The 17089-nt window shown below is 63.9% G+C and carries 17 protein-coding genes; 13 read left to right on the top strand and 4 right to left on the bottom strand.

The window, feature by feature from the left end:
* Window positions 1–4: 4 nt before the first annotated feature.
* The 3 genes from ACJ8KE_RS14920 to ACJ8KE_RS14930 all read right to left on the bottom strand — a co-directional run bounded on the left by ACJ8KE_RS14920 (window position 5) and on the right by ACJ8KE_RS14930 (window position 3089).
* Window positions 5–1117, bottom strand: a complete 1113-nt coding sequence (locus ACJ8KE_RS14920; RefSeq protein WP_016929203.1) for a class II histone deacetylase — start codon at window positions 1115–1117, stop codon at window positions 5–7.
* Complete coding sequence (locus ACJ8KE_RS14925) at window positions 1114–2301, bottom strand: MFS transporter (RefSeq protein ID WP_079450055.1); 1188 nt, start codon at window positions 2299–2301, stop codon at window positions 1114–1116. The genes ACJ8KE_RS14920 and ACJ8KE_RS14925 overlap by 4 nt, the downstream gene beginning before the upstream one ends.
* 140 nt (window positions 2302–2441) lie before the next feature.
* Window positions 2442–3089: a helix-turn-helix transcriptional regulator gene (locus ACJ8KE_RS14930; protein WP_016929201.1), complete on the bottom strand. Its 648-nt coding sequence runs from the start codon at window positions 3087–3089 to the stop codon at window positions 2442–2444.
* Between the two features lie 481 nt (window positions 3090–3570).
* Here ACJ8KE_RS14930 and ACJ8KE_RS14935 point away from each other — a divergent pair, with 481 nt between their 5' ends.
* From ACJ8KE_RS14935 to ACJ8KE_RS14965, 7 genes are all read left to right on the top strand, one after another.
* A complete protein-coding gene (locus ACJ8KE_RS14935; protein ID WP_115435501.1) occupies window positions 3571–5283 on the top strand; it encodes an arylsulfatase in 1713 nt (570 codons plus the stop codon).
* The gene (locus ACJ8KE_RS14940) at window positions 5280–6464 is read left to right on the top strand and encodes an anaerobic sulfatase maturase (protein WP_274871281.1); all 1185 of its coding nucleotides are present in this window, start codon (window positions 5280–5282) and stop codon (window positions 6462–6464) included. Before ACJ8KE_RS14935 ends, ACJ8KE_RS14940 begins: the two co-directional genes overlap by 4 nt.
* 129 nt (window positions 6465–6593) lie before the next feature.
* Window positions 6594–8087: an APC family permease gene (locus ACJ8KE_RS14945; protein ID WP_016929198.1), complete on the top strand. Its 1494-nt coding sequence runs from the start codon at window positions 6594–6596 to the stop codon at window positions 8085–8087.
* Complete coding sequence (locus ACJ8KE_RS14950; protein WP_143779189.1) at window positions 8062–8652, top strand: DUF3156 family protein; 591 nt, start codon at window positions 8062–8064, stop codon at window positions 8650–8652. Before ACJ8KE_RS14945 ends, ACJ8KE_RS14950 begins: the two co-directional genes overlap by 26 nt.
* Entirely contained in the window at window positions 8645–9427 is a 783-nt protein-coding gene (locus ACJ8KE_RS14955; RefSeq protein ID WP_025305180.1) for an SDR family NAD(P)-dependent oxidoreductase, read from the top strand. Before ACJ8KE_RS14950 ends, ACJ8KE_RS14955 begins: the two co-directional genes overlap by 8 nt.
* 11 nt (window positions 9428–9438) lie before the next feature.
* Window positions 9439–10236, top strand: coding sequence for a MoaF C-terminal domain-containing protein (locus tag ACJ8KE_RS14960; RefSeq protein WP_016929195.1), 798 nt, complete (start codon window positions 9439–9441; stop codon window positions 10234–10236).
* 4 nt (window positions 10237–10240) lie between these two features.
* Window positions 10241–11032 (top strand): SDR family oxidoreductase, encoded by a 792-nt coding sequence (locus ACJ8KE_RS14965; protein ID WP_197758578.1) that lies wholly within the window; start codon window positions 10241–10243, stop codon window positions 11030–11032.
* A 56-nt stretch (window positions 11033–11088) separates the two neighbouring features.
* Here ACJ8KE_RS14965 and hpaR read toward each other — a convergent pair whose 3' ends face one another.
* Complete coding sequence (hpaR, locus tag ACJ8KE_RS14970) at window positions 11089–11541, bottom strand: homoprotocatechuate degradation operon regulator HpaR (RefSeq protein WP_004933183.1); 453 nt, start codon at window positions 11539–11541, stop codon at window positions 11089–11091.
* A 327-nt stretch (window positions 11542–11868) separates the two neighbouring features.
* On the opposite strand from hpaR, the gene ACJ8KE_RS14975 reads away from it, so the two are divergent.
* Genes ACJ8KE_RS14975 through hpaH form a run of 6 tightly spaced genes read left to right on the top strand, consistent with a single transcriptional unit; the run spans window position 11869 to window position 17079 of the window.
* Window positions 11869–12501, top strand: a complete 633-nt coding sequence (locus ACJ8KE_RS14975) for a fumarylacetoacetate hydrolase family protein (protein WP_025305184.1) — start codon at window positions 11869–11871, stop codon at window positions 12499–12501.
* On the top strand, window positions 12498–13262 hold the full coding sequence (locus ACJ8KE_RS14980) for a fumarylacetoacetate hydrolase family protein (RefSeq protein WP_079451100.1): 765 nt from the start codon (window positions 12498–12500) through the stop codon (window positions 13260–13262). The genes ACJ8KE_RS14975 and ACJ8KE_RS14980 overlap by 4 nt, the downstream gene beginning before the upstream one ends.
* Complete coding sequence (gene hpaE, locus ACJ8KE_RS14985; protein WP_016929191.1) at window positions 13259–14713, top strand: 5-carboxymethyl-2-hydroxymuconate semialdehyde dehydrogenase; 1455 nt, start codon at window positions 13259–13261, stop codon at window positions 14711–14713. Before ACJ8KE_RS14980 ends, hpaE begins: the two co-directional genes overlap by 4 nt.
* 37 nt (window positions 14714–14750) lie before the next feature.
* Window positions 14751–15824, top strand: coding sequence for a 3,4-dihydroxyphenylacetate 2,3-dioxygenase (gene hpaD / locus ACJ8KE_RS14990; RefSeq protein WP_025305186.1), 1074 nt, complete (start codon window positions 14751–14753; stop codon window positions 15822–15824).
* A gap of 50 nt (window positions 15825–15874) precedes the next feature.
* Window positions 15875–16261, top strand: a complete 387-nt coding sequence (locus ACJ8KE_RS14995; protein WP_004933172.1) for a 5-carboxymethyl-2-hydroxymuconate Delta-isomerase — start codon at window positions 15875–15877, stop codon at window positions 16259–16261.
* A gap of 14 nt (window positions 16262–16275) precedes the next feature.
* Window positions 16276–17079 carry a 2-oxo-hept-4-ene-1,7-dioate hydratase gene (gene hpaH / locus ACJ8KE_RS15000; protein WP_004933170.1) on the top strand — a complete coding sequence of 268 codons (804 nt, stop codon included), beginning with the start codon at window positions 16276–16278 and terminating at the stop codon, window positions 17077–17079.
* Window positions 17080–17089: the final 10 nt, after the last annotated feature.

Genomic DNA, 17089 nt, shown 5'->3' on the forward strand with positions numbered 1-17089 from the left:
GGGATTACAGGCCGAACTGGCGCGCCAGCGCATCGAGCGCTTCGCGCTGGAAGCGGTTGAAGGCGTCGCGCGGCTGCTGCTGCTGGATGAACGCCAGCAGCGGATCCTGCACTTCAGTGCGCACGCCGCTCAGCTGTTCCATTACCGCCAGCCCGCAGAACGGCACGTAGGATTCGGCGTAGCCGCCTTCGTGCACCATCACCAGCTTGCCGCCGCACAGCCGGTCGGCGGCGTCCTGCACCAGCGCGGTCATGGCGCGGAAGCTGTCGCTGTGCAGCTGCATGCGCGCCAGCGGATCGAGGGCGTTGGCGTCGTAGCCGCAGGCGACGATGATCAGCTCCGGCTCGAATTTTTCCAGTGCCGGGATGATGATGCGCCGCATGGCGTGCAGGTAGCCGTCGTCGCCGGCGCCGGCCAGCATCGGCACGTTAACGTTGCAGCCCGCCCCGTCGCCTTCACCGCGATCCTGCTCGCCGGAATAGCCCGCCGGGAAACAGCCGTCCTGATGCAGCGACAGCGTCAGCACGTCGCCGCGCTGCCAATAGATGTGCTGGGTGCCGTTGCCGTGGTGCACGTCCCAGTCGAGCACCGCCACTTTTCCGAGGCCGTAACGGGCCTTGGCGCGCTCGATGGCGATGGGAATATTGGCCAGGAAGCAGAAGCCCATCGATTGATCCGGCAGGCAGTGGTGGCCCGGCGGGCGCGACAGCGCATAGGCGTTATCCAGTTCGCCCTGCAGCACCGCCTCCACCGCCGCACAGGCCAGGCCGGCGGAGAGTTTGGCGATTTCATAGCTGCCCGGCCCCAGCGGCGCTTCCTCCCCCAGCAGGCCGCCGCCGCTGTCGCTCACCTGTTTGAAGCGCTGCAGGTAGTGGGCGGGGTGGATGCGCAGCAGATCTTCTTCCGTCGCCGGTTCGGCGCTCAGCAGGGTGAGCCGGCGCGACAGGCCGGATACGTCCATCAGGTTCTTCATGCGCCGTTTGGTTTCCGGCGACTCGGCATGGCCGGCGCCCGAGGGCGGTTGCACCCAGCCGCCGACCGGCAGGGTGGTGGCGTGCAGGCCGGTGCTGTGCCAGAAACAGCGTTCATCAAACAAGAAACCGGTTGTTCTTTTCACCTTTCTCCTCCTGTTATACGGCGCGGTGCGCGCGGTGAAGCCAGCGAAATCAACAGCAGCGACAGCAGCGCGCAGCCCAGCGCGCCGAGCAGCAAGGCGTTGAAACCGCCGAAAGATTCGATCAGAGAGCCGGCCAGCGTCGGGCCGATGGCCATGCCGCCGCCGATCACCAGGTTGATGCCGTTCATCAGCTTGCCGTCGTTATCCAGCCCGGCGACCCGCGCCAGAATGAACGGCAGCACGAAGGTCCAGGTGAATTTGAACAGCAGAGCGGCCAGGGCGAAGCGCAGCAGCAAGGGTTGGCCCGTCAGCAGCGCCACGCTGGCCAGCAGCAGGGCGTACCCCAGCACGATCAGGCGCCCGCCGCCGAAGCGCGCGCCGATCAGCGCCGCGGCGCCGGCGCCGACGATGCCGAGCAAGGTGGCGACGGCCAGCACCTGGCCGCTGTGAGCCGGCGACAGCCCGGCGCCGGCGGCGATGCCGCCGATAAAGGTCCAGACTGCGCTCAGGCTGATGTAAAAGGTCAGCACCGCCAGCACGGCGCACAGCTTGCGCGCCAGCGAGGCGGCGGGGCCGCTGCGGGCGGCGCGGGCGGCGGTGAAACCGTTGGGGAACGCCGGGATGAGCGGCAGGCAGCACAGCATGATGGCCGCCAAAATCAGGTAGACCGCCATCAGGCCGAAGTGCGCGAATAGCGGCGGCAGCACCAGCAGCCCGACCGCGCCCAGCACCAGCTGGCCGAGCACCCAGAAGGCATAGACGCGGCTGGGATTGGCGGTGCCGGCGGCGCAGGTGATGCACAGGATCATCAGGGTGCCGCCCGCCAGCGAGGCGATAAAGCGCAGCGGCAGCAGCAGGGTGAAATCCTGCACCAGCGCCGAAGCCAGGTTGCCGGCGATAAACACCAGCGCCGACAGCGTAGCGACCCGCCGCCAGTTGATGCGCCCGATCCACCACCACGCCGGCAGCGTGGCCAGGCTCATGGCGCCGAGTTCGGTGGAGAACAGGTGGCCAATCTGCGCCGGACCGAGCTGCCACTGCGCGGCGAGCTGGGCGGCCACGGCGGGGGCGGTCATCAGAATGCCCGGCGCGATGGCGGCGAAGACGATAATGGCGGTCAGCAGCCGCGGCGGGCAGGGGAGCGCCGCGCCGACGGCGGGCGCGGAAACCGAATCACTGGACATAAACCTTATTCCCCAAGCGTTAAGTGACGATGAAATATCCCGCTCGGCCCGATTGCGGGCAGGGGGAAGCCGCGCCATAAATGGCGAATACGTTCTGGCGTTATTTTTCGGCCGTCGGCAGCGGCGGCCGCTATCGGGCGTTAACCGTGGGCGAGAAAACCGCCGGCGACCAGTTCGGTGCGGTTCACCACGTCGGTTTTGGCGAAAATATTGCGCATATGGGTTTTCACCGTGGACAGCGAAATGCCCAGCTTCAGGGCGATGCGCTTATTGCTGGCGCCTTCGCGCACCAGGTTGACGATCTCTTGCTCTTTGGCGGTCAGCAGCTGCGCCTCGCCGTCGGGCAGCAGATCGCGCGTCGCCAGCTCGATCAGCGGCAGCACCGCGCGCAGGCGGCCGCGCTCCGCTTCGGTAAACGGCGTATCGCGGATCAGCGATACCCCGGCGACGATGCGCTTGCGCTGGCGGATGAAGATCTCCGTCATGTCGCGCATGTCGTTCGGCAGCATAAAGTCGTGGTAATAGCGGCGGTTGCCGGCGATCGCCGCCGGGCTCATGCCGACCATGGTGATGTCCTGGCGATGGAAATTGGCCGGCTGCAGCGGGTCTATCTGCTGGAAGTGGTTCAGGTACTGCTGATGCGTTTTATCGGGCATGCCGTGCAGGATGTAGTGATCCGGCCGCAGGTCGCGATCGACCAGATAAAACACCCCGGCGGACACCGGGATCAGGTGCGTAATGGTCGCCAAACAACTGTTGATAAAGGCATCGGATGCGGTGCTGTGCATGATTCGTGTTCCTCCCTTTATCGTTCAACTGGAGAATGTTGGCGGTCAATATATGAACGATACAAGCATAGTTGTAGCAATTTGGCAACACAATAAAAACATATTAACAACGTGAGGCCGATTGCAATAAAACACATAAATAACAAGATGACACTGCGTTAGTCAGGGCTTTTTAGGCTGTATTTATCGCGATTTTCATTAATAGGTTAATGAAATAATTCACCGCTTTTCCCGCTGAATTTACAGCGCTTTTCAATGCTTGCCTGGGCGAAGCCCTCGCCGCTCTGCGCGTGCTACAACCGGCGCGACCGTCGCCGTCCCTCGTTCTTAAGAACGATAGCCAGGCTTTTCCACCGCTTCCTACACTGCGAATTGAAGATAGCGCCAGGCGGCGCCAAACGTATAAGACGAAAAAATGATGACCTTTCTCGGGCTGAGGCGTCGGGTTGTTCAGTCCACATGACCATACGGGGAACGAACGATGCAGAAAAAAACGCTGGCGGTGGCGTTGAGCGGTGCCTTATCGGGCCTGGCTCAGGGGGCGGACGCCGATCGCCCCAATGTGCTGATCATTCTGGTGGACGACATGGGCTACTCCGACATCAGCCCGTTCGGCGGCGAGATACCGACCCCCAACCTGCAGGCGCTGGCCGAGCGGGGCGTGCGCATGAGCCAGTACTACACCTCGCCGATGTCGGCGCCGGCGCGGTCGATGTTGATGACCGGCAACACCAACCAGCAGGCCGGCATGGGCGGCATGTGGTGGTATGAGAGCACCGCCGCGCAGCCGGGCTATGAAATGCGGCTGACCGACCGCGTGACAACATTGCCGGAGCGCTTTCGCGACGCGGGTTACGCCACCATGATGGCGGGCAAATGGCACCTGGGCTATGTCGACGGCGCCAAACCGACCGATCGCGGCTTCGAGCGCGCCTTCGCTTTCATGGGCGGCGGCACCAGCCATTTCGACGATGCGAAACCGCTGGGCACCGTGGAGGCGTTCCACACCTTCTACACCCTGAACGGCAAACGCGTGTCATTGCCCAAAGATTTCTACTCCAGCAAGGCCTATGCCGATCAACTGGAACAGTGGATCCGCGAGACGCCGCAGAATAAGCCCGTCTTCGCTTATCTGGCGTTCACTGCGCCGCACGATCCGCTGCAGGCGCCGGATGACTGGATCGCCAAATTCGACGGCAAATACGACGCCGGCTACCAGCAGGCCTATCAGCAGCGCATTCAACGCCTGAAAGCGCTGGGGTTGATTTCCGATCGCACGCCGATGCCGACGCTGGCGCTGGATAAGGCCTGGAACGCGCTGACGCCCGAGCAACAAAAATATGAAGCCAAGACCATGCAGGTGTACGCGGCGATGATTGCCTATATGGACGATCAGGTCGGCGCGGTGCTGAACACCCTGAAGCAGACCGGTCGCGATCAAAATACGGTGATCGTGTTCGCCACCGACAACGGCGCCAACCCCGCCAGCGGCTTCTACTACGGCTCGAAGCCGGAGTATTGGCGGCAGTTCGACAACAGCTACGCCAACCTCGGCCGCAAGGGATCGTTCATCTCCTACGGGCCGCACTGGGCCAACGTCAGCAATGCGCCGTATGCCAACTACCACAAAACCACCAGCGCACAGGGCGGCATCAATACCGATTTCATCATCTCCGCGCCACAGCTGAAAGGGCGCGGTGGCATCGACCGCACGCCGATGGCGGTGTATGACATCGCCCCGACGCTGTACGACTATGCCGGCATCGATGCCAACAAACCGCTGAAGGCCAAACCGACGCTGCCGATGGTCGGCGTCAGCTTCAAGCGCTATTTCAGCGGCGAGGCCAACGGCGTGCCGCGCGCGACCTACGGCGTGGAGCTGCATAACCAGGCCGCCTATGTAGACGGCATCTGGAAGCTGCGGCGGTTGGTGAAGGCCGGGCCGACGGCGCAGATGGCGCCGTGGGGGCTGTTCAACCTGCATGACGATCCGCTGGAAACGCGCGATCTGGCCGCCGCTAACCCGGAACGGGTCAAACGGCTGAGCGAAGCGTATCGCCGCTTTGCGCAGCAGAGCATGGTCATTGAAGCCAAAGGCGCAGCGATCGACTATCTCGGCGTTGACGCCAGCACCGGTGACTACATCGGCCTGGATCCGCAGACCCACAAACCGTTGCCGCAGGCGGCGCCATGAATCTGGCCCAGCTGCGCGCGCAGCAGATCCCGGTGGAGAGCGAACCGCGCGCGGCGGCGCCTTTTCATTTGCTGGTGAAGCCGATCGGCGCCGGCTGCAACCTGGGTTGCCGCTACTGTTACTACCCGCAGCGCCAGCAAGAGCGGACGCGCAAGATGGACGACGACCTGCTGGCGGAGTTTATCCGCGGCTACATCGCCGCCCAACCGCGTTACAGCCGCGAGATCAACTTCGTCTGGCAGGGCGGTGAGCCGCTGCTGGCGGGGATCGGTTTTTACAAGCGGGCGCTGGCGTTGCAGCGCCGCTATGCGCCGCCGGGCGTGCGGATCAGCAACAGCCTGCAGACCAATGGCACACTGCTGAACGACGCCTGGTGCCGGCTGTTCCGACAGCATCACTTTATCCTCGGCGTCAGCCTGGACGGCGATCGCGAGGTGCAGGACGCCCACCGGCCGGACAAGCGCGGCGGCGCCAGCTATGACGCCGCGCTGCGCGGCATTGCGTTGCTGCAGCGCCATCAGATCGACTTCAACCTGCTGATGGTGGTGCACGACGGCGTCGCGGATCGCGCCGAGGCGATCTACGATCATGCGGTGGCGATCGGGGCGCGTTATCTGCAGTTTCAGCCGCTGATGCTGGAAGGGGATGCGCCCACCGCCGGCTATGGGCTGAGCGCCGCCAACTGGGGGCGCTTTATGCTGGCGGTATATCGCCGCTGGCGCAGCCGCGGGCACGTTGGCCAGGTCTTCGTGATGAACATCGAACAGGTCTACGCGCAGTATTTCACCCACGTCAGCCCCAGCTGCGTGCACGCCGAACGCTGCGGCGGCAATCTGGTGATGGAGCCGGACGGGCGGCTTTACGCCTGCGATCATCTGATCAATGCGCAGCATCTGCTCGGCCATGCCGATCGCCACACGCCGCTCGCCACCCTGGCGGCAAGGGCGGCGGAGATGCCGTTCGGTAAAAACAAGAGCCTGCGCCGCGAGTGCCAACGCTGCAGCGTGAAAAGCGTCTGCCAGGGCGGCTGCCCGGCGCATGTGGGCGACGATCGCTATAACCGGCTGTGTGCCGGTTATTACGCCTTCTTTTCCGCGCTGCTGGCGCCGCTGCGCGCCTACCCGCGCAGCCCGCAGGGGGCGATGCAATGGCGCGCCGCCGTGAGCGCCGCCGCAGGTTGAAACCGTCTCGTCCTTAAGGACGATAGTCAGCATTTTCCTTTCCTCTCTATAGTGAGATTACCGCCGCTGGCGGTGAAAAACCTGCAAGCACCTGCATGCATCAGGCCAAAACTATAAGAGGAAATAACCATGAACCTGTCGTCGCGGTTGCACGCCCACCTGGCTCGAGGCAAGGTCGGCTTTCCCACCACCCTGGCCAGTTCGGTCGGGGTGATCATGGCCAGCCCGGTGATTCTGACGGTCACCAGCGGCTTCGGCATCGGCGGCGACACCTTCGCGCTGGCGATGCTGATCGCCTTCATCATGATGCAGGCACAGCTCACCACTTTCTCCGAAGCGGCGGCGTTGCTGCCGACCTCCGGTTCGGTTTACGACTACATTTCCTGCGGCATGGGGCGCTTTTTCGCCATCACCGGCGCGCTGTCGGCCTACCTGATCGTGCACATCTTCGCCGGCACCGCCGAGACCATTCTCTCCGGCATCATGGCGCTGGTGAACTTCGAACACCTCAACACCCTGATGGAAAGCCACAACGCCTCCTGGATGGTCGGCGTCGGGCTGGTTGTCGTGTTCGGCATGCTCAACGCGTTCGGCATCGAGGCCTTCGGCAAGGCGGAGATCGTGCTGACCTTCGCCATGTGGAGCACGCTGGTGATTTTCGGCATCGTCGGGCTGCTGTCGCCGCATGCGGTGCCGCTCGAGGGCTGGTTCGGCAGCACGCTGAGCCTGAACGATCCCTTCGCGGTGTTCAGTCTGATCGGCATGGCGATGTTCATGTTCGTCGGCTGCGAACTGGTGACGCCGATGGCGCCGGAGATCAAACGCTGCGATCGGGTGATCCCGCGGGCGATGGCGCTCGGGCTGTGCGGCGTGGCGGTGTGCATGGCGCTGTACGGCGCGGCGCTTAGCCACCAGGTGGAAAACGTGGTGATCGACGCCGCCAGCGGCACGCGCCTGCTGGAAACGCCGATGGCCATCCCGGCCTTCGCCGGCCAGGTGATGGGCCAGTTCGGCAAATACTGGCTGGGCGTCGGCCTGCTGCTGGCGGGCGCGGCGACCATCAACACGCTGATGGCGGCGGTGCCGCGCATTCTGTACGGCATGGCGCTGGACGGCGCGCTGCCGCGCATGTTCGCCTATCTGCACCCGCGCTTTAAGACGCCGGTGGTCGGCATTCTGGTGGCGGTCTTAATCCCCTGCGTACACGCCTTCGCCATTCAGGGCAACCTCGACAAGATCATTCCGCTGGTGCTGGCGGCGGTGTGCGCCTGGGGCGTGGCCTACCTGCTGGTGACCTGCTCGGTGGTGCTGCTGCGCCTGCGCCGCCCCGATCTGCCGCGCGCCTATAAATCGCCGTGGTTCCCGCTGCCGCAGATCGTCTCCAGCGTCGGCATCGTGCTGGCCATCGTTTACATCACGCCGCCGGGGATGAATCCGCGCGACGTCTACATTCCCTTCGGCTGGATGATCGGCCTGACCGCCGCCTATGCGCTGTTCTGGACGCTGTGCGTGCAGAAAGTGAATCCGTTCAAGCCGGTGCCGGTCGAACAGGTGCTGGAGAACGCGTTCGCCAAGGGTGAAAACGAGGAGGCGCAGTTTGATCGGCTTACTTCCCTCACTTAATCGCGCCTGGCGGCGAGCGCCGTCGGGCTATCGGCCGGGCGCCGCGCTGGATCGTCTGGCGCGCAACCTGGAACCCTACGCGTGCGAACGCCTGGCGCCGGGCCTGCTGCGGCTGACGCTGCCGCAGGGGACGCAGATCGAGGTCAGCGAACAGGTGCAGGGGCTGTTTATGGCGCATATCGTCAGCCACCGTTTTCGGCTGCAGGGCGCATGCGCAGCGCAGCCTCCGCTGACGCTGGACGTGGTGGCCGGCGGTTGGCTGCGGCGGCGCGGGGTGCGCTATCTGCTGCGTCAGCGCCATACGGCCGCGCAGCGGTTGCTGGCTGGGCTGCAGCGCTACCCGCAGATCGGCGAGACGCTGGCGCAGCTGGATTTTCGCCGCGTGCGGCTGACGGTGAACGACGGGCGCTGGCAGGCGGATATCGAGCATTTCGCCGCCTCGGAGGTGGTCAGCCGCGTGCCGGCCGGCCGCCGCTATCTGCGGCTGGATGCCGAACAGCGGCGGCTGCTGTTGAGCAGTCTGCTGATGATCGGCCAACTGATGGAGAAGCTGAATCATGAATAGAGTGGTTGTGATTACCGGCGGCGGCACCGGCGTCGGCGCCGCCTGCGCCCGTCTGCTGGCGGCGCAGGGCGATCGGGTGTTCATCATCGGCCGCCGTCCGGAACCGCTGACGGCGCTGGCGCAAGAGATCGGCGCGCAGGCGCTGGTGGGCGACGCCGCCAGCGGCGAGAGCTGGGCCCACACGCTGCTGCCGGCCATTCTGCGCGACGCCGGGCGTATCGACTGCCTGATCGGCAGCGCCGGCGGCATGGGCTTCAAGCGCATTACCGAGATGACCGACGCGCAGTGGCAAGGGGCGATGGACAGCAACCTCAACAGCGCTTTCGCCAGTGCGCGCGCCTGCCTGCCGGAGCTGATCAAGAGCGGCGGCAACCTGCTGTTCGTGGCCTCGATCGCCTCGCTGGCCGCCGGGCCGGAGGTTTGCGGCTACGTTACCGCCAAGCACGCGCTGATCGGGCTGATGCGTTCCATCGCCCGCGACTATGGCCCGCTGGGCGTGCGCGCCAACGCGGTGTGCCCGGGCTGGGTGACCACGCCGATGGCGGACGAAGAGATGCAACTGCTGATGGACGCCCATCAGATTTCGCTGGAGCAGGCCTACCAAATGGTCTGTCGCGATGTACCGCTGCGCCGGCCGGCCAGCGCCGAGGAGATCGCCCGCGTCTGCCGTTTCCTCTGTTCCAGCGAAGCTTCCATCATTACCGGCGCGGCGCTGGTGGCCGACGGCGGCTCCACCATTGTCGATGTGCCGACCCTGGCTTTCACTTCCCTGTAAGGAGCATTTCCATGAGTTCAGAAGCGGTATTCATTCAGGTTGGCGCGCTGGCGGAAGGTTTTGCGCCGCACAGCAACACGCTGGAACGGCAGCACGGCCTGGCGGGCGCCACGTTGACGCTGCGCTTTAGCGACGGCGCGACGCAGCGCTGTCGGTTTACCGATGAGCAGACGCTGGAGTGGGGGGAACGGCGCGGTATCGCCTATCGCGCCACCAGCATTCGCCCCGGCGTGTTGTTCATCGATTTTCTCGATCCCGCCCGCGCCAACGCCAGCATTACGCTGGTGTGCGACCGCAATCAGGGCAACTTCAGCGCGGTGTACGGCCAACTGCCGGACGAAGCGCAGACGCGGCTTGACGCCTTCAGTCGGGTGGAACAGGGACTGCCGCTGACCGCGGTCGAGGCCGAATTCCGCTTCGGCACGCTGGATGACGCCGACGTGGCGCCGCCGGGCTTTACCGATGAGCTGATCGGCATGCGCAACATGTACACCTACAGCCCGACCGAGCGGTACGAGCACATCTACCTGAACGACAACTTCTACGCCTGGCAGTGTCTGGACGGGGTGGAGAAAGGGCTGGCGGATGTCGATCGCTGCCACTATGTGAAGGTGGCGGAGCAGCTTTATCTGTTCGTCTGGCGCGAGAAGATCATTCCGACGCTGGGGGTGGTGATGATCGATCTGCAGGGCATGCGCACCGACGGCAAGATCCTCGGTTATCAGGGCAGCGATTTCAGCGCGCTGAGCAACTTTGCGGTGGGCGCCCATGCGCAGGTGCTGAACACCACGCGCCACCCGCGAGGATAGGGCGATGAGCGCAACCTATGCGGCCGATGCTTTTGCGGGGCAGGTGGTGCTGGTGACCGGCGGCGCGCAGGGCATTGGGCTGGCGATCGTCAGCGCCTTTGCCCGGCTGGGCGCCGAGGTGACGATCGCGGACGTGCAGTTGCCGCAGGCGCAGGCGGCGGCGCAAACGCTGCGGGACGAAGGGGGGAGCGTGCAGGCGCTGGCCTGCGATCTGGCCGAGCCGGGGCAGATAGCCGAGTTGGTGGCGGCGGTGGGCGAGCGGCATCAACGGCTGGATGTGGTGATCCACAACGCTGCCTATTTTCCGCTGACGCCGTTCGCTGCCATCGACGCGGCCCTGTTGCAACGCACGCTGAGCGTCAATCTGATGGCGCCGTTCTTTCTGGCGCAGGCGGCGCTGCCGTGGATGCGCCGCGCCGGCGGCGGCAGCCTGCTGGTGACCTCGTCGGTGACCGGCCCGCGGGTGGCGTATCCGGGGCTGGCGCACTACGCCGCCTCCAAGGCCGGGGTGAACGGCTTTATTCGCGCGGCGGCGCTGGAGCTGGCGGCGGAGAACATTCGCGTCAACGGCGTGGAGCCGGGGATGATCCGCACGCCGGCGATGGCCAACCTGGGCGACGCGCAGGTGAATCAGGCGATCGCCGCCGCGGTGCCGCTCGGGCGGCTGGGGGAACCGGAAGACATCGCCGCGGCGATGGTGTTTCTCGCCTCGCCGGCGGCGGCCTACATCACCGGCCAGACGCTGGTGGTGGACGGCGGCGCGCTGTTGCCGGAAACGAATTCTCTGCTTACTTGACGCTGCAGCGTTGTTGGCTGCAACGCCAATTAATTTGAGAATTCCGGTTGGTTAAATCACTGCTTGGCGGGATGCGCGGTGACGTTGGCGGGCAGGCTGTCGCCCAGGGTGATCAGCTCGTCCAGCAACGTCATCAGTTGGTCCATTTTCTGCCGCGAGAAAGCGGCTTCAATCTCGGCGTAGCCCTGTTCCACCTGGTGGCGCGCCACTTCATACAGATCCTGGCCCTGTTGGGTCAACGACACGTACAGCTTGCGCTGATCGTTAACCGGCTTGAGGCGGAAGATCAGCTTATCACGCTCCATGCGCGACAGAATGCCGGTCAGGCTGGGACGCAGGATGCAGGTTTCCGCCGCCAGTTCGTGGAATTCGATTGAACGGCTGTTGGCCAGCACGCGGATGATGCGCCACTGCTGTTCGGTCAGGTTGTGGCTTTTCAGGATCGGGCGGAAGAACCCCATGGCGGTTTCACGCGCCTGCAGCAGGGCGATGGTTAACGATTCATGCATAAGTTTGGCCTTAGCTATCAAGGTGTTCGCTGTTACGGCGCTCGTCATGGGGGCGCCTGCCCCGCAAAGCCCGATTTTGTTAATAACTTAATAGTAGCCAAAGTTACCCGTAGGGATAAAGCAAAAATGCGCGGCGCAGCGAAAAATGGCGAGAAAAATGATTAATGCGTTGAATAATCACGCCAATGTTCGTTGTTTGTGAATATTTTGTTATCACGATCACAAATCATTCCAAGCGCGTTGCGTAAAAGCTGCACAGCGTATAAAAGTAATCATTAATATGTTAATGAATGCCGGTTGTCATGTTTTGCCATTGGAGGAGTTCGCATGAAAGGCACCGTATTTTCCGTTGCGCTGAACCACCGCAGCCAACTGGACGCCTGGGATCAGGCGTTTCACCAGCCGCCGTATCAAACCCCGCCCAAAACCCCGGTGTGGTTTATCAAACCGCGCAACACCCACCTCGCCAACGGCGGGGCGATCCCGTTTCCGGCCGGTGAAACCGTGCAGAGCGGCGGCACGCTGGCGGTGATCATCGGCGATACCGCGCGCAAGGTGCCGGCGGCGCAGGTGGGTCGTTATCTGGCCGGGTATGCGTTGGCCAACGACGTCAGCCTGCCGGAAAGCAGCTTCTACCGCCCGGCGATCAAGGCCAAATGCCGCGACGGGTTCTGCCCGCTGGGAGAGATCGGCCAGCTGGAGAATGCCGATCGGCTGGAGATCGTCACCGAGATCAACGGCGTGGAGCAGGATCGCTGGTCCACCGCCGATCTGGTGCGCTCGGTGCCGGAACTGATCGCCGCCATCAGCGATTTCATCACCCTGCAGCCGGGCGATGCGGTGCTGATCGGCACCCCGCACCAGCGGGTGGAGATCAAACCGGGGGATGAGGTGACGGTGCGCGCCGCCGGCCTGCCCACTCTCACCAACCGCGTCACCCAGGCAGGAGCTGCATCATGAAACATGCCCGTATTCGCCATCATGGCCAGATCGTCAACGTTCAGGTGGACGACCAGCTGCGCGTCACGCTGCCGAACGGCGAGGTGCTGCAGGAGCGCGAAGTGGAATGGCTGCCGCCGGCGCAGGGCACGGTGTTCGCCCTGGGGCTGAACTATGCCGACCACGCCAGCGAGCTGGAATTCAAGGCGCCGGAAGAGCCGCTGGTGTTCCTCAAGGCGCCGAACACCCTGACCGGCCACCGTCAGGTGTCGGTACGCCCGGCCGGCGTGGAGTACATGCATTACGAAGCCGAGCTGGTGGCGGTGATCGGCAAGACCGCGCGCAACGTCAGCCGCGAGCGCGCCATGGAGTATGTGGCGGGTTACACCCTGTGCAACGACTACGCCATCCGCGACTACCTGGAGAACTACTACCGGCCGAATCTGCGGGTGAAGAGCCGCGATACCCTGACGCCGATCGGGCCGTACATTGTCGATCGCGACGACGTCGCCGATCCGCACCGGCTGGCGCTCAGCACCTACGTCAACGGCGAGCTGCGCCAGCGCGGCAGCACCGCCGACATGATTTTCGACATTCCGTTCCTGATCGCCTACCTGAGCGAATTCATGACGCTGCAGCCGGGCGACATGATCGCCACCGGCACGCCGAAAGGGCTGGCCGACGTGCTGCCGGGCGATGAAGTGGTGGTGGAGATCGAGGGCATCGGCCGTCTGGTTAACCACATTATCAGTGAAAAAGATTACGAGGAGAGCCTGCGATGAAAACCATCAACCACTGGATCAACGGCAAGAGCGTCGCCAGCAAAGAGTATTTCACCACCACCAACCCGGCGAACGGCGAGGTGCTGGCAGAAGTGGCCTCCGGCGGTCAGTTGGAGATCGACCAGGCGGTGGCGGCCGCGAAAGAGGCTTTCCCCAAATGGGCCAACACGCCGATGAAAGAGCGCGCGCGCCTGATGCGCCGTCTGGGTGAACTGATCGACCAGAACGTGCCGCAGATCGCCGAAATGGAAACCGCCGACACCGGCCTGCCGATCCATCAGACCAAAAACGTGCTGATCCCGCGCGCTTCGCACAACTTCGAGTTCTTCGCCGAGGTGTGTCAGCAGATGAACGGCAAGACCTACCCGGTGGACGACAAGATGCTCAACTACACGCTGGTGCAGCCGGTGGGGGTGTGTGCGCTGGTGTCGCCGTGGAACGTGCCGTTCATGACCGCCACCTGGAAAACCGCGCCTTGCCTGGCGCTGGGCAACACGGCGGTGCTGAAAATGTCCGAACTGTCGCCGCTGACCGCCGATCGCCTGGGCGAGCTGGCGCTGGAGGCCGGCATTCCGGCCGGGGTGCTGAACGTGGTGCAGGGCTACGGCGCCACCGCCGGCGACGCATTGGTGCGCCATAAAGATGTGCGCGCGGTCTCCTTCACCGGCGGCACCGCCACCGGCCGGCGCATCATCGAAAGCGCCGGGCTGAAGAAATTCTCCATGGAGCTCGGCGGCAAGTCGCCGGTGCTGATCTTTGAAGACGCCGACATCGAGCGGGCGCTCGACGCCGCGCTGTTCACCATCTTCTCGATCAACGGCGAACGCTGCACCGCCGGCTCGCGCATCTTCATTCAGGAGAGCATCTACCCGGAATTCGTCAAACGCTTCGCCGAGCGCGCCAACCGTCTGCGCGTGGGCGATCCGCAAGATCCCAACACCCAGGTGGGGGCGCTGATCAGCCCGCAGCACTGGGAAAAAGTCTCCGGCTATATCCGCCTCGGGGTGGAGGAAGGGGCGACCCTGCTGGCCGGCGGCCCGGATAAACCGGCCGGTTTGAGCCACGGCAACTTCCTGCGCCCGACGGTGCTGGCGGATGTCGACAACCGGATGCGCGTGGCGCAGGAGGAGATCTTCGGGCCGGTGGCCTGCCTGTTGCCGTTCAAGTCGGAAGAAGACGGCCTGCGCATGGCCAACGACGTGGAGTACGGCCTGGCGTCGTACATCTGGACGCAGGATGTGAGCAAGGTTCTGCGCCTGGCCCGCGGCATTGAAGCCGGCATGGTTTTCGTCAACACCCAAAACGTGCGCGATCTGCGCCAGCCGTTCGGCGGCGTGAAAGCCTCTGGCACCGGCCGCGAAGGCGGCGAATACAGCTTCGAAGTGTTCGCCGAAATGAAGAACGTGTGCATTTCCATGGGCGACCACCCGATCCCGAAATGGGGCGTTTGAGCCTCAGGCCACAATAATAACGAAAGAGATGAGAACAATGACGACAAAACTGACCACTGATGCTGTCCCTGCTCCCGACGTCGTGCGCTGTGCCTACATGGAAATTCAGGTCACGAACCTTCAAGCCGCACGCGAATTTTACGTCGATATCCTCGGCCTGGTCGTGACCGCCGAAGAGGATAAAACCCTCTACCTGCGTTCGATGGAGGAGTTCATTCACCATAACCTGGTGCTGCGCGAAGGCCCGGTCGCCGCCGTGGCGGCGTTTGCTTTCCGCGTGCGCACGCCGGAAGACGTCGATCGCGCCGAAGCGTATTTCAAGGCGCTTGGTTGCCGCACCGAGCGGCGGGTGAACGGGTTCGCCAAAGGCATCGGCGATGCGGTGCGGGTAGAAGATCCGCTCGGTTTCCCGTATGAGTTTTTCTACGACGTGCAGCACGTCGAGCGTCTGGCCTGGCGCTACGATCTGTATACGCCGGGCGCGCTGGTGCGCCTCGACCACTTTAACCAAATCACCCCTGACGTGCCGCGCGCCGTGGAATACATCCAGGGGCTGGGCTTCCGCGTGACGGAAGACATCCGCGATGAAGACGGCGTGGTTTACGCCGCCTGGATGCGCCGCAAGGCGACGGTGCACGATACCGCGATGACCGGCGGCGCCGGGCCGCGCATGCACCACATCGCCTTCGCCACCCATGAAAAGCACAACATTTTGGCCATCTGCGACAAGCTCGGCGCGCTGCGAAAATCCGATGTGATCGAACGCGGCCCCGGCCGTCACGGCGTCTCCAACGCGTTTTATCTCTACCTGCGCGATCCCGATGGCCACCGCGTGGAAATCTACACGCAGGATTACTATACCGGCGATCCGGACAACCCGACCGTGACCTGGGACGTGCATGACAACCAGCGCCGCGACTGGTGGGGCAATCCGGTGGTGCCGAGCTGGTACACCGAAGGCTCGTTGGTGCTGGATCTCGATGGGCAGCCGCAGCCGGTCATCGAGCGCAGTGCGCCCAGCGAAATGGCCGTCACCATCGGCGCAGACGGTTTTTCCTATACCCGCGAGGGCGATACGGAAAAAGGTTTCAAACTTGGCAATACGCTGTAAATGCCGCTGCGCGGGCCGTGCCCGCGCCTATGCGCCGTCTGGAGAACGCTATGCCCCATTTTTACGCTGAATGCACCGACAACATCCGCCGCGAGGCGGATTTGCCCACCCTGTTCGCCAAGGTCAACGAGGCGCTGGCGGCGACCGGCATCTTCCCGCTGGCCGGCGTGCGCAGCCGCGCCATCTGGCTCGACACCTGGCAGATGGCCGACGGCAAACAGGATTACGCCTTCGTGCACATGACGCTGAAGATCGGCCACGGCCGCAGTCTGGAAAGCCGGCAGCAGGTGGGCGAGATGCTGTTTGCGCTGATCAAGGAACACTTCGCCGCGCTGATGGCGCAGCGTTACCTGGCGCTCTCTTTCACCATGGAAGAGCTGGATCCGGTGCTGAATTACAAACAGAACAATGTCCACGCGCTGTTCAACAAGGCGTGAATAAGGGGTCGTAAATGCTGGATAAAGAGCAGGTTAACCGCGCCGTGCAGCGCCTGCATCAGGCGGAAAAGAGTCGTGAACAGATCCGCGCCCTGTCGCTCGATCATCCCGAGATCACCATTGAAGACGCCTATGCCATTCAGCGGCAGTGGGTAGAACTGAAGATCGCCGAGGGGCGCACGCTCAAAGGCCACAAGATCGGCCTGACCTCACGGGCCATGCAGGTGAGCTCGCAGATCACCGAGCCGGATTACGGCGCGTTGCTGGACGACATGTTCTTCAACGACGGCAGCGACATTCCGATCGATCGCTTTATCGTGCCGCGGGTGGAGGTGGAACTGGCGTTCGTGCTGGCCAAGCCGCTGCGCGGGCCGAACTGCACGCTGTTCGACGTCTACAACGCCACCGACTACGTCATTCCGGCGCTGGAGATCATCGATGCGCGCAGCCACAACGTCGATCCCGAGACGCAGCGGCCGCGCAAGGTGTTCGACACCATCTCCGACAACGCCGCCAACGCCGGGGTGGTGATGGGGGGGCGGCCGATCAAGCCGGATGCGCTGGATCTGCGCTGGATCTCCGCGCTGCTGTACCGCAACGGCGTGATTGAAGAGTCCGGCGTGGCGGCCGCGGTGCTCAACCACCCGGCCAACGGCGTGGCCTGGCTGGCCAACAAGCTGGCGCCGTATGAGGTTGAGCTGGAAGCGGGGCAGGTGATCCTCGGCGGTTCCTTCACCCGGCCGGTGCCGGCGCGGCGCGGCGATACTTTCCACGTCGACTACGGCCCGATGGGCTGCATCAGCTGCCGCTTCGTCTAATAAGCCGGCT

Origin of the sequence: Serratia sp. CY56464 (assembly GCF_052168435.1) — a bacterium.
Lineage (GTDB): Bacteria > Pseudomonadota > Gammaproteobacteria > Enterobacterales > Enterobacteriaceae > Serratia > Serratia marcescens.

Excerpts from the sequence above, each read along its gene's own strand:
- ACJ8KE_RS14925 (WP_079450055.1), bottom strand. The coding sequence starts at position 2,301 with ATGTCCAGTGATTCGGTTTCCGCGCCCGCCGTCGGCGCGGCGCTCCCC.
- ACJ8KE_RS14975 (WP_025305184.1), top strand. The coding sequence starts at position 11,869 with ATGAAAGGCACCGTATTTTCCGTTGCGCTGAACCACCGCAGCCAACTG.
- hpaH (WP_004933170.1), top strand. The coding sequence starts at position 16,276 with ATGCTGGATAAAGAGCAGGTTAACCGCGCCGTGCAGCGCCTGCATCAG.
- ACJ8KE_RS14960 (WP_016929195.1), top strand. The coding sequence starts at position 9,439 with ATGAGTTCAGAAGCGGTATTCATTCAGGTTGGCGCGCTGGCGGAAGGT.
- hpaE (WP_016929191.1), top strand. The coding sequence starts at position 13,259 with ATGAAAACCATCAACCACTGGATCAACGGCAAGAGCGTCGCCAGCAAA.
- ACJ8KE_RS14995 (WP_004933172.1), top strand. The coding sequence starts at position 15,875 with ATGCCCCATTTTTACGCTGAATGCACCGACAACATCCGCCGCGAGGCG.
- ACJ8KE_RS14980 (WP_079451100.1), top strand. The coding sequence starts at position 12,498 with ATGAAACATGCCCGTATTCGCCATCATGGCCAGATCGTCAACGTTCAG.
- hpaD (WP_025305186.1), top strand. The coding sequence starts at position 14,751 with ATGACGACAAAACTGACCACTGATGCTGTCCCTGCTCCCGACGTCGTG.
- ACJ8KE_RS14935 (WP_115435501.1), top strand. The coding sequence starts at position 3,571 with ATGCAGAAAAAAACGCTGGCGGTGGCGTTGAGCGGTGCCTTATCGGGC.
- ACJ8KE_RS14955 (WP_025305180.1), top strand. The coding sequence starts at position 8,645 with ATGAATAGAGTGGTTGTGATTACCGGCGGCGGCACCGGCGTCGGCGCC.
- ACJ8KE_RS14930 (WP_016929201.1), bottom strand. The coding sequence starts at position 3,089 with ATGCACAGCACCGCATCCGATGCCTTTATCAACAGTTGTTTGGCGACC.
- ACJ8KE_RS14945 (WP_016929198.1), top strand. The coding sequence starts at position 6,594 with ATGAACCTGTCGTCGCGGTTGCACGCCCACCTGGCTCGAGGCAAGGTC.
- ACJ8KE_RS14965 (WP_197758578.1), top strand. The coding sequence starts at position 10,241 with ATGAGCGCAACCTATGCGGCCGATGCTTTTGCGGGGCAGGTGGTGCTG.
- ACJ8KE_RS14940 (WP_274871281.1), top strand. The coding sequence starts at position 5,280 with ATGAATCTGGCCCAGCTGCGCGCGCAGCAGATCCCGGTGGAGAGCGAA.
- hpaR (WP_004933183.1), bottom strand. The coding sequence starts at position 11,541 with ATGCATGAATCGTTAACCATCGCCCTGCTGCAGGCGCGTGAAACCGCC.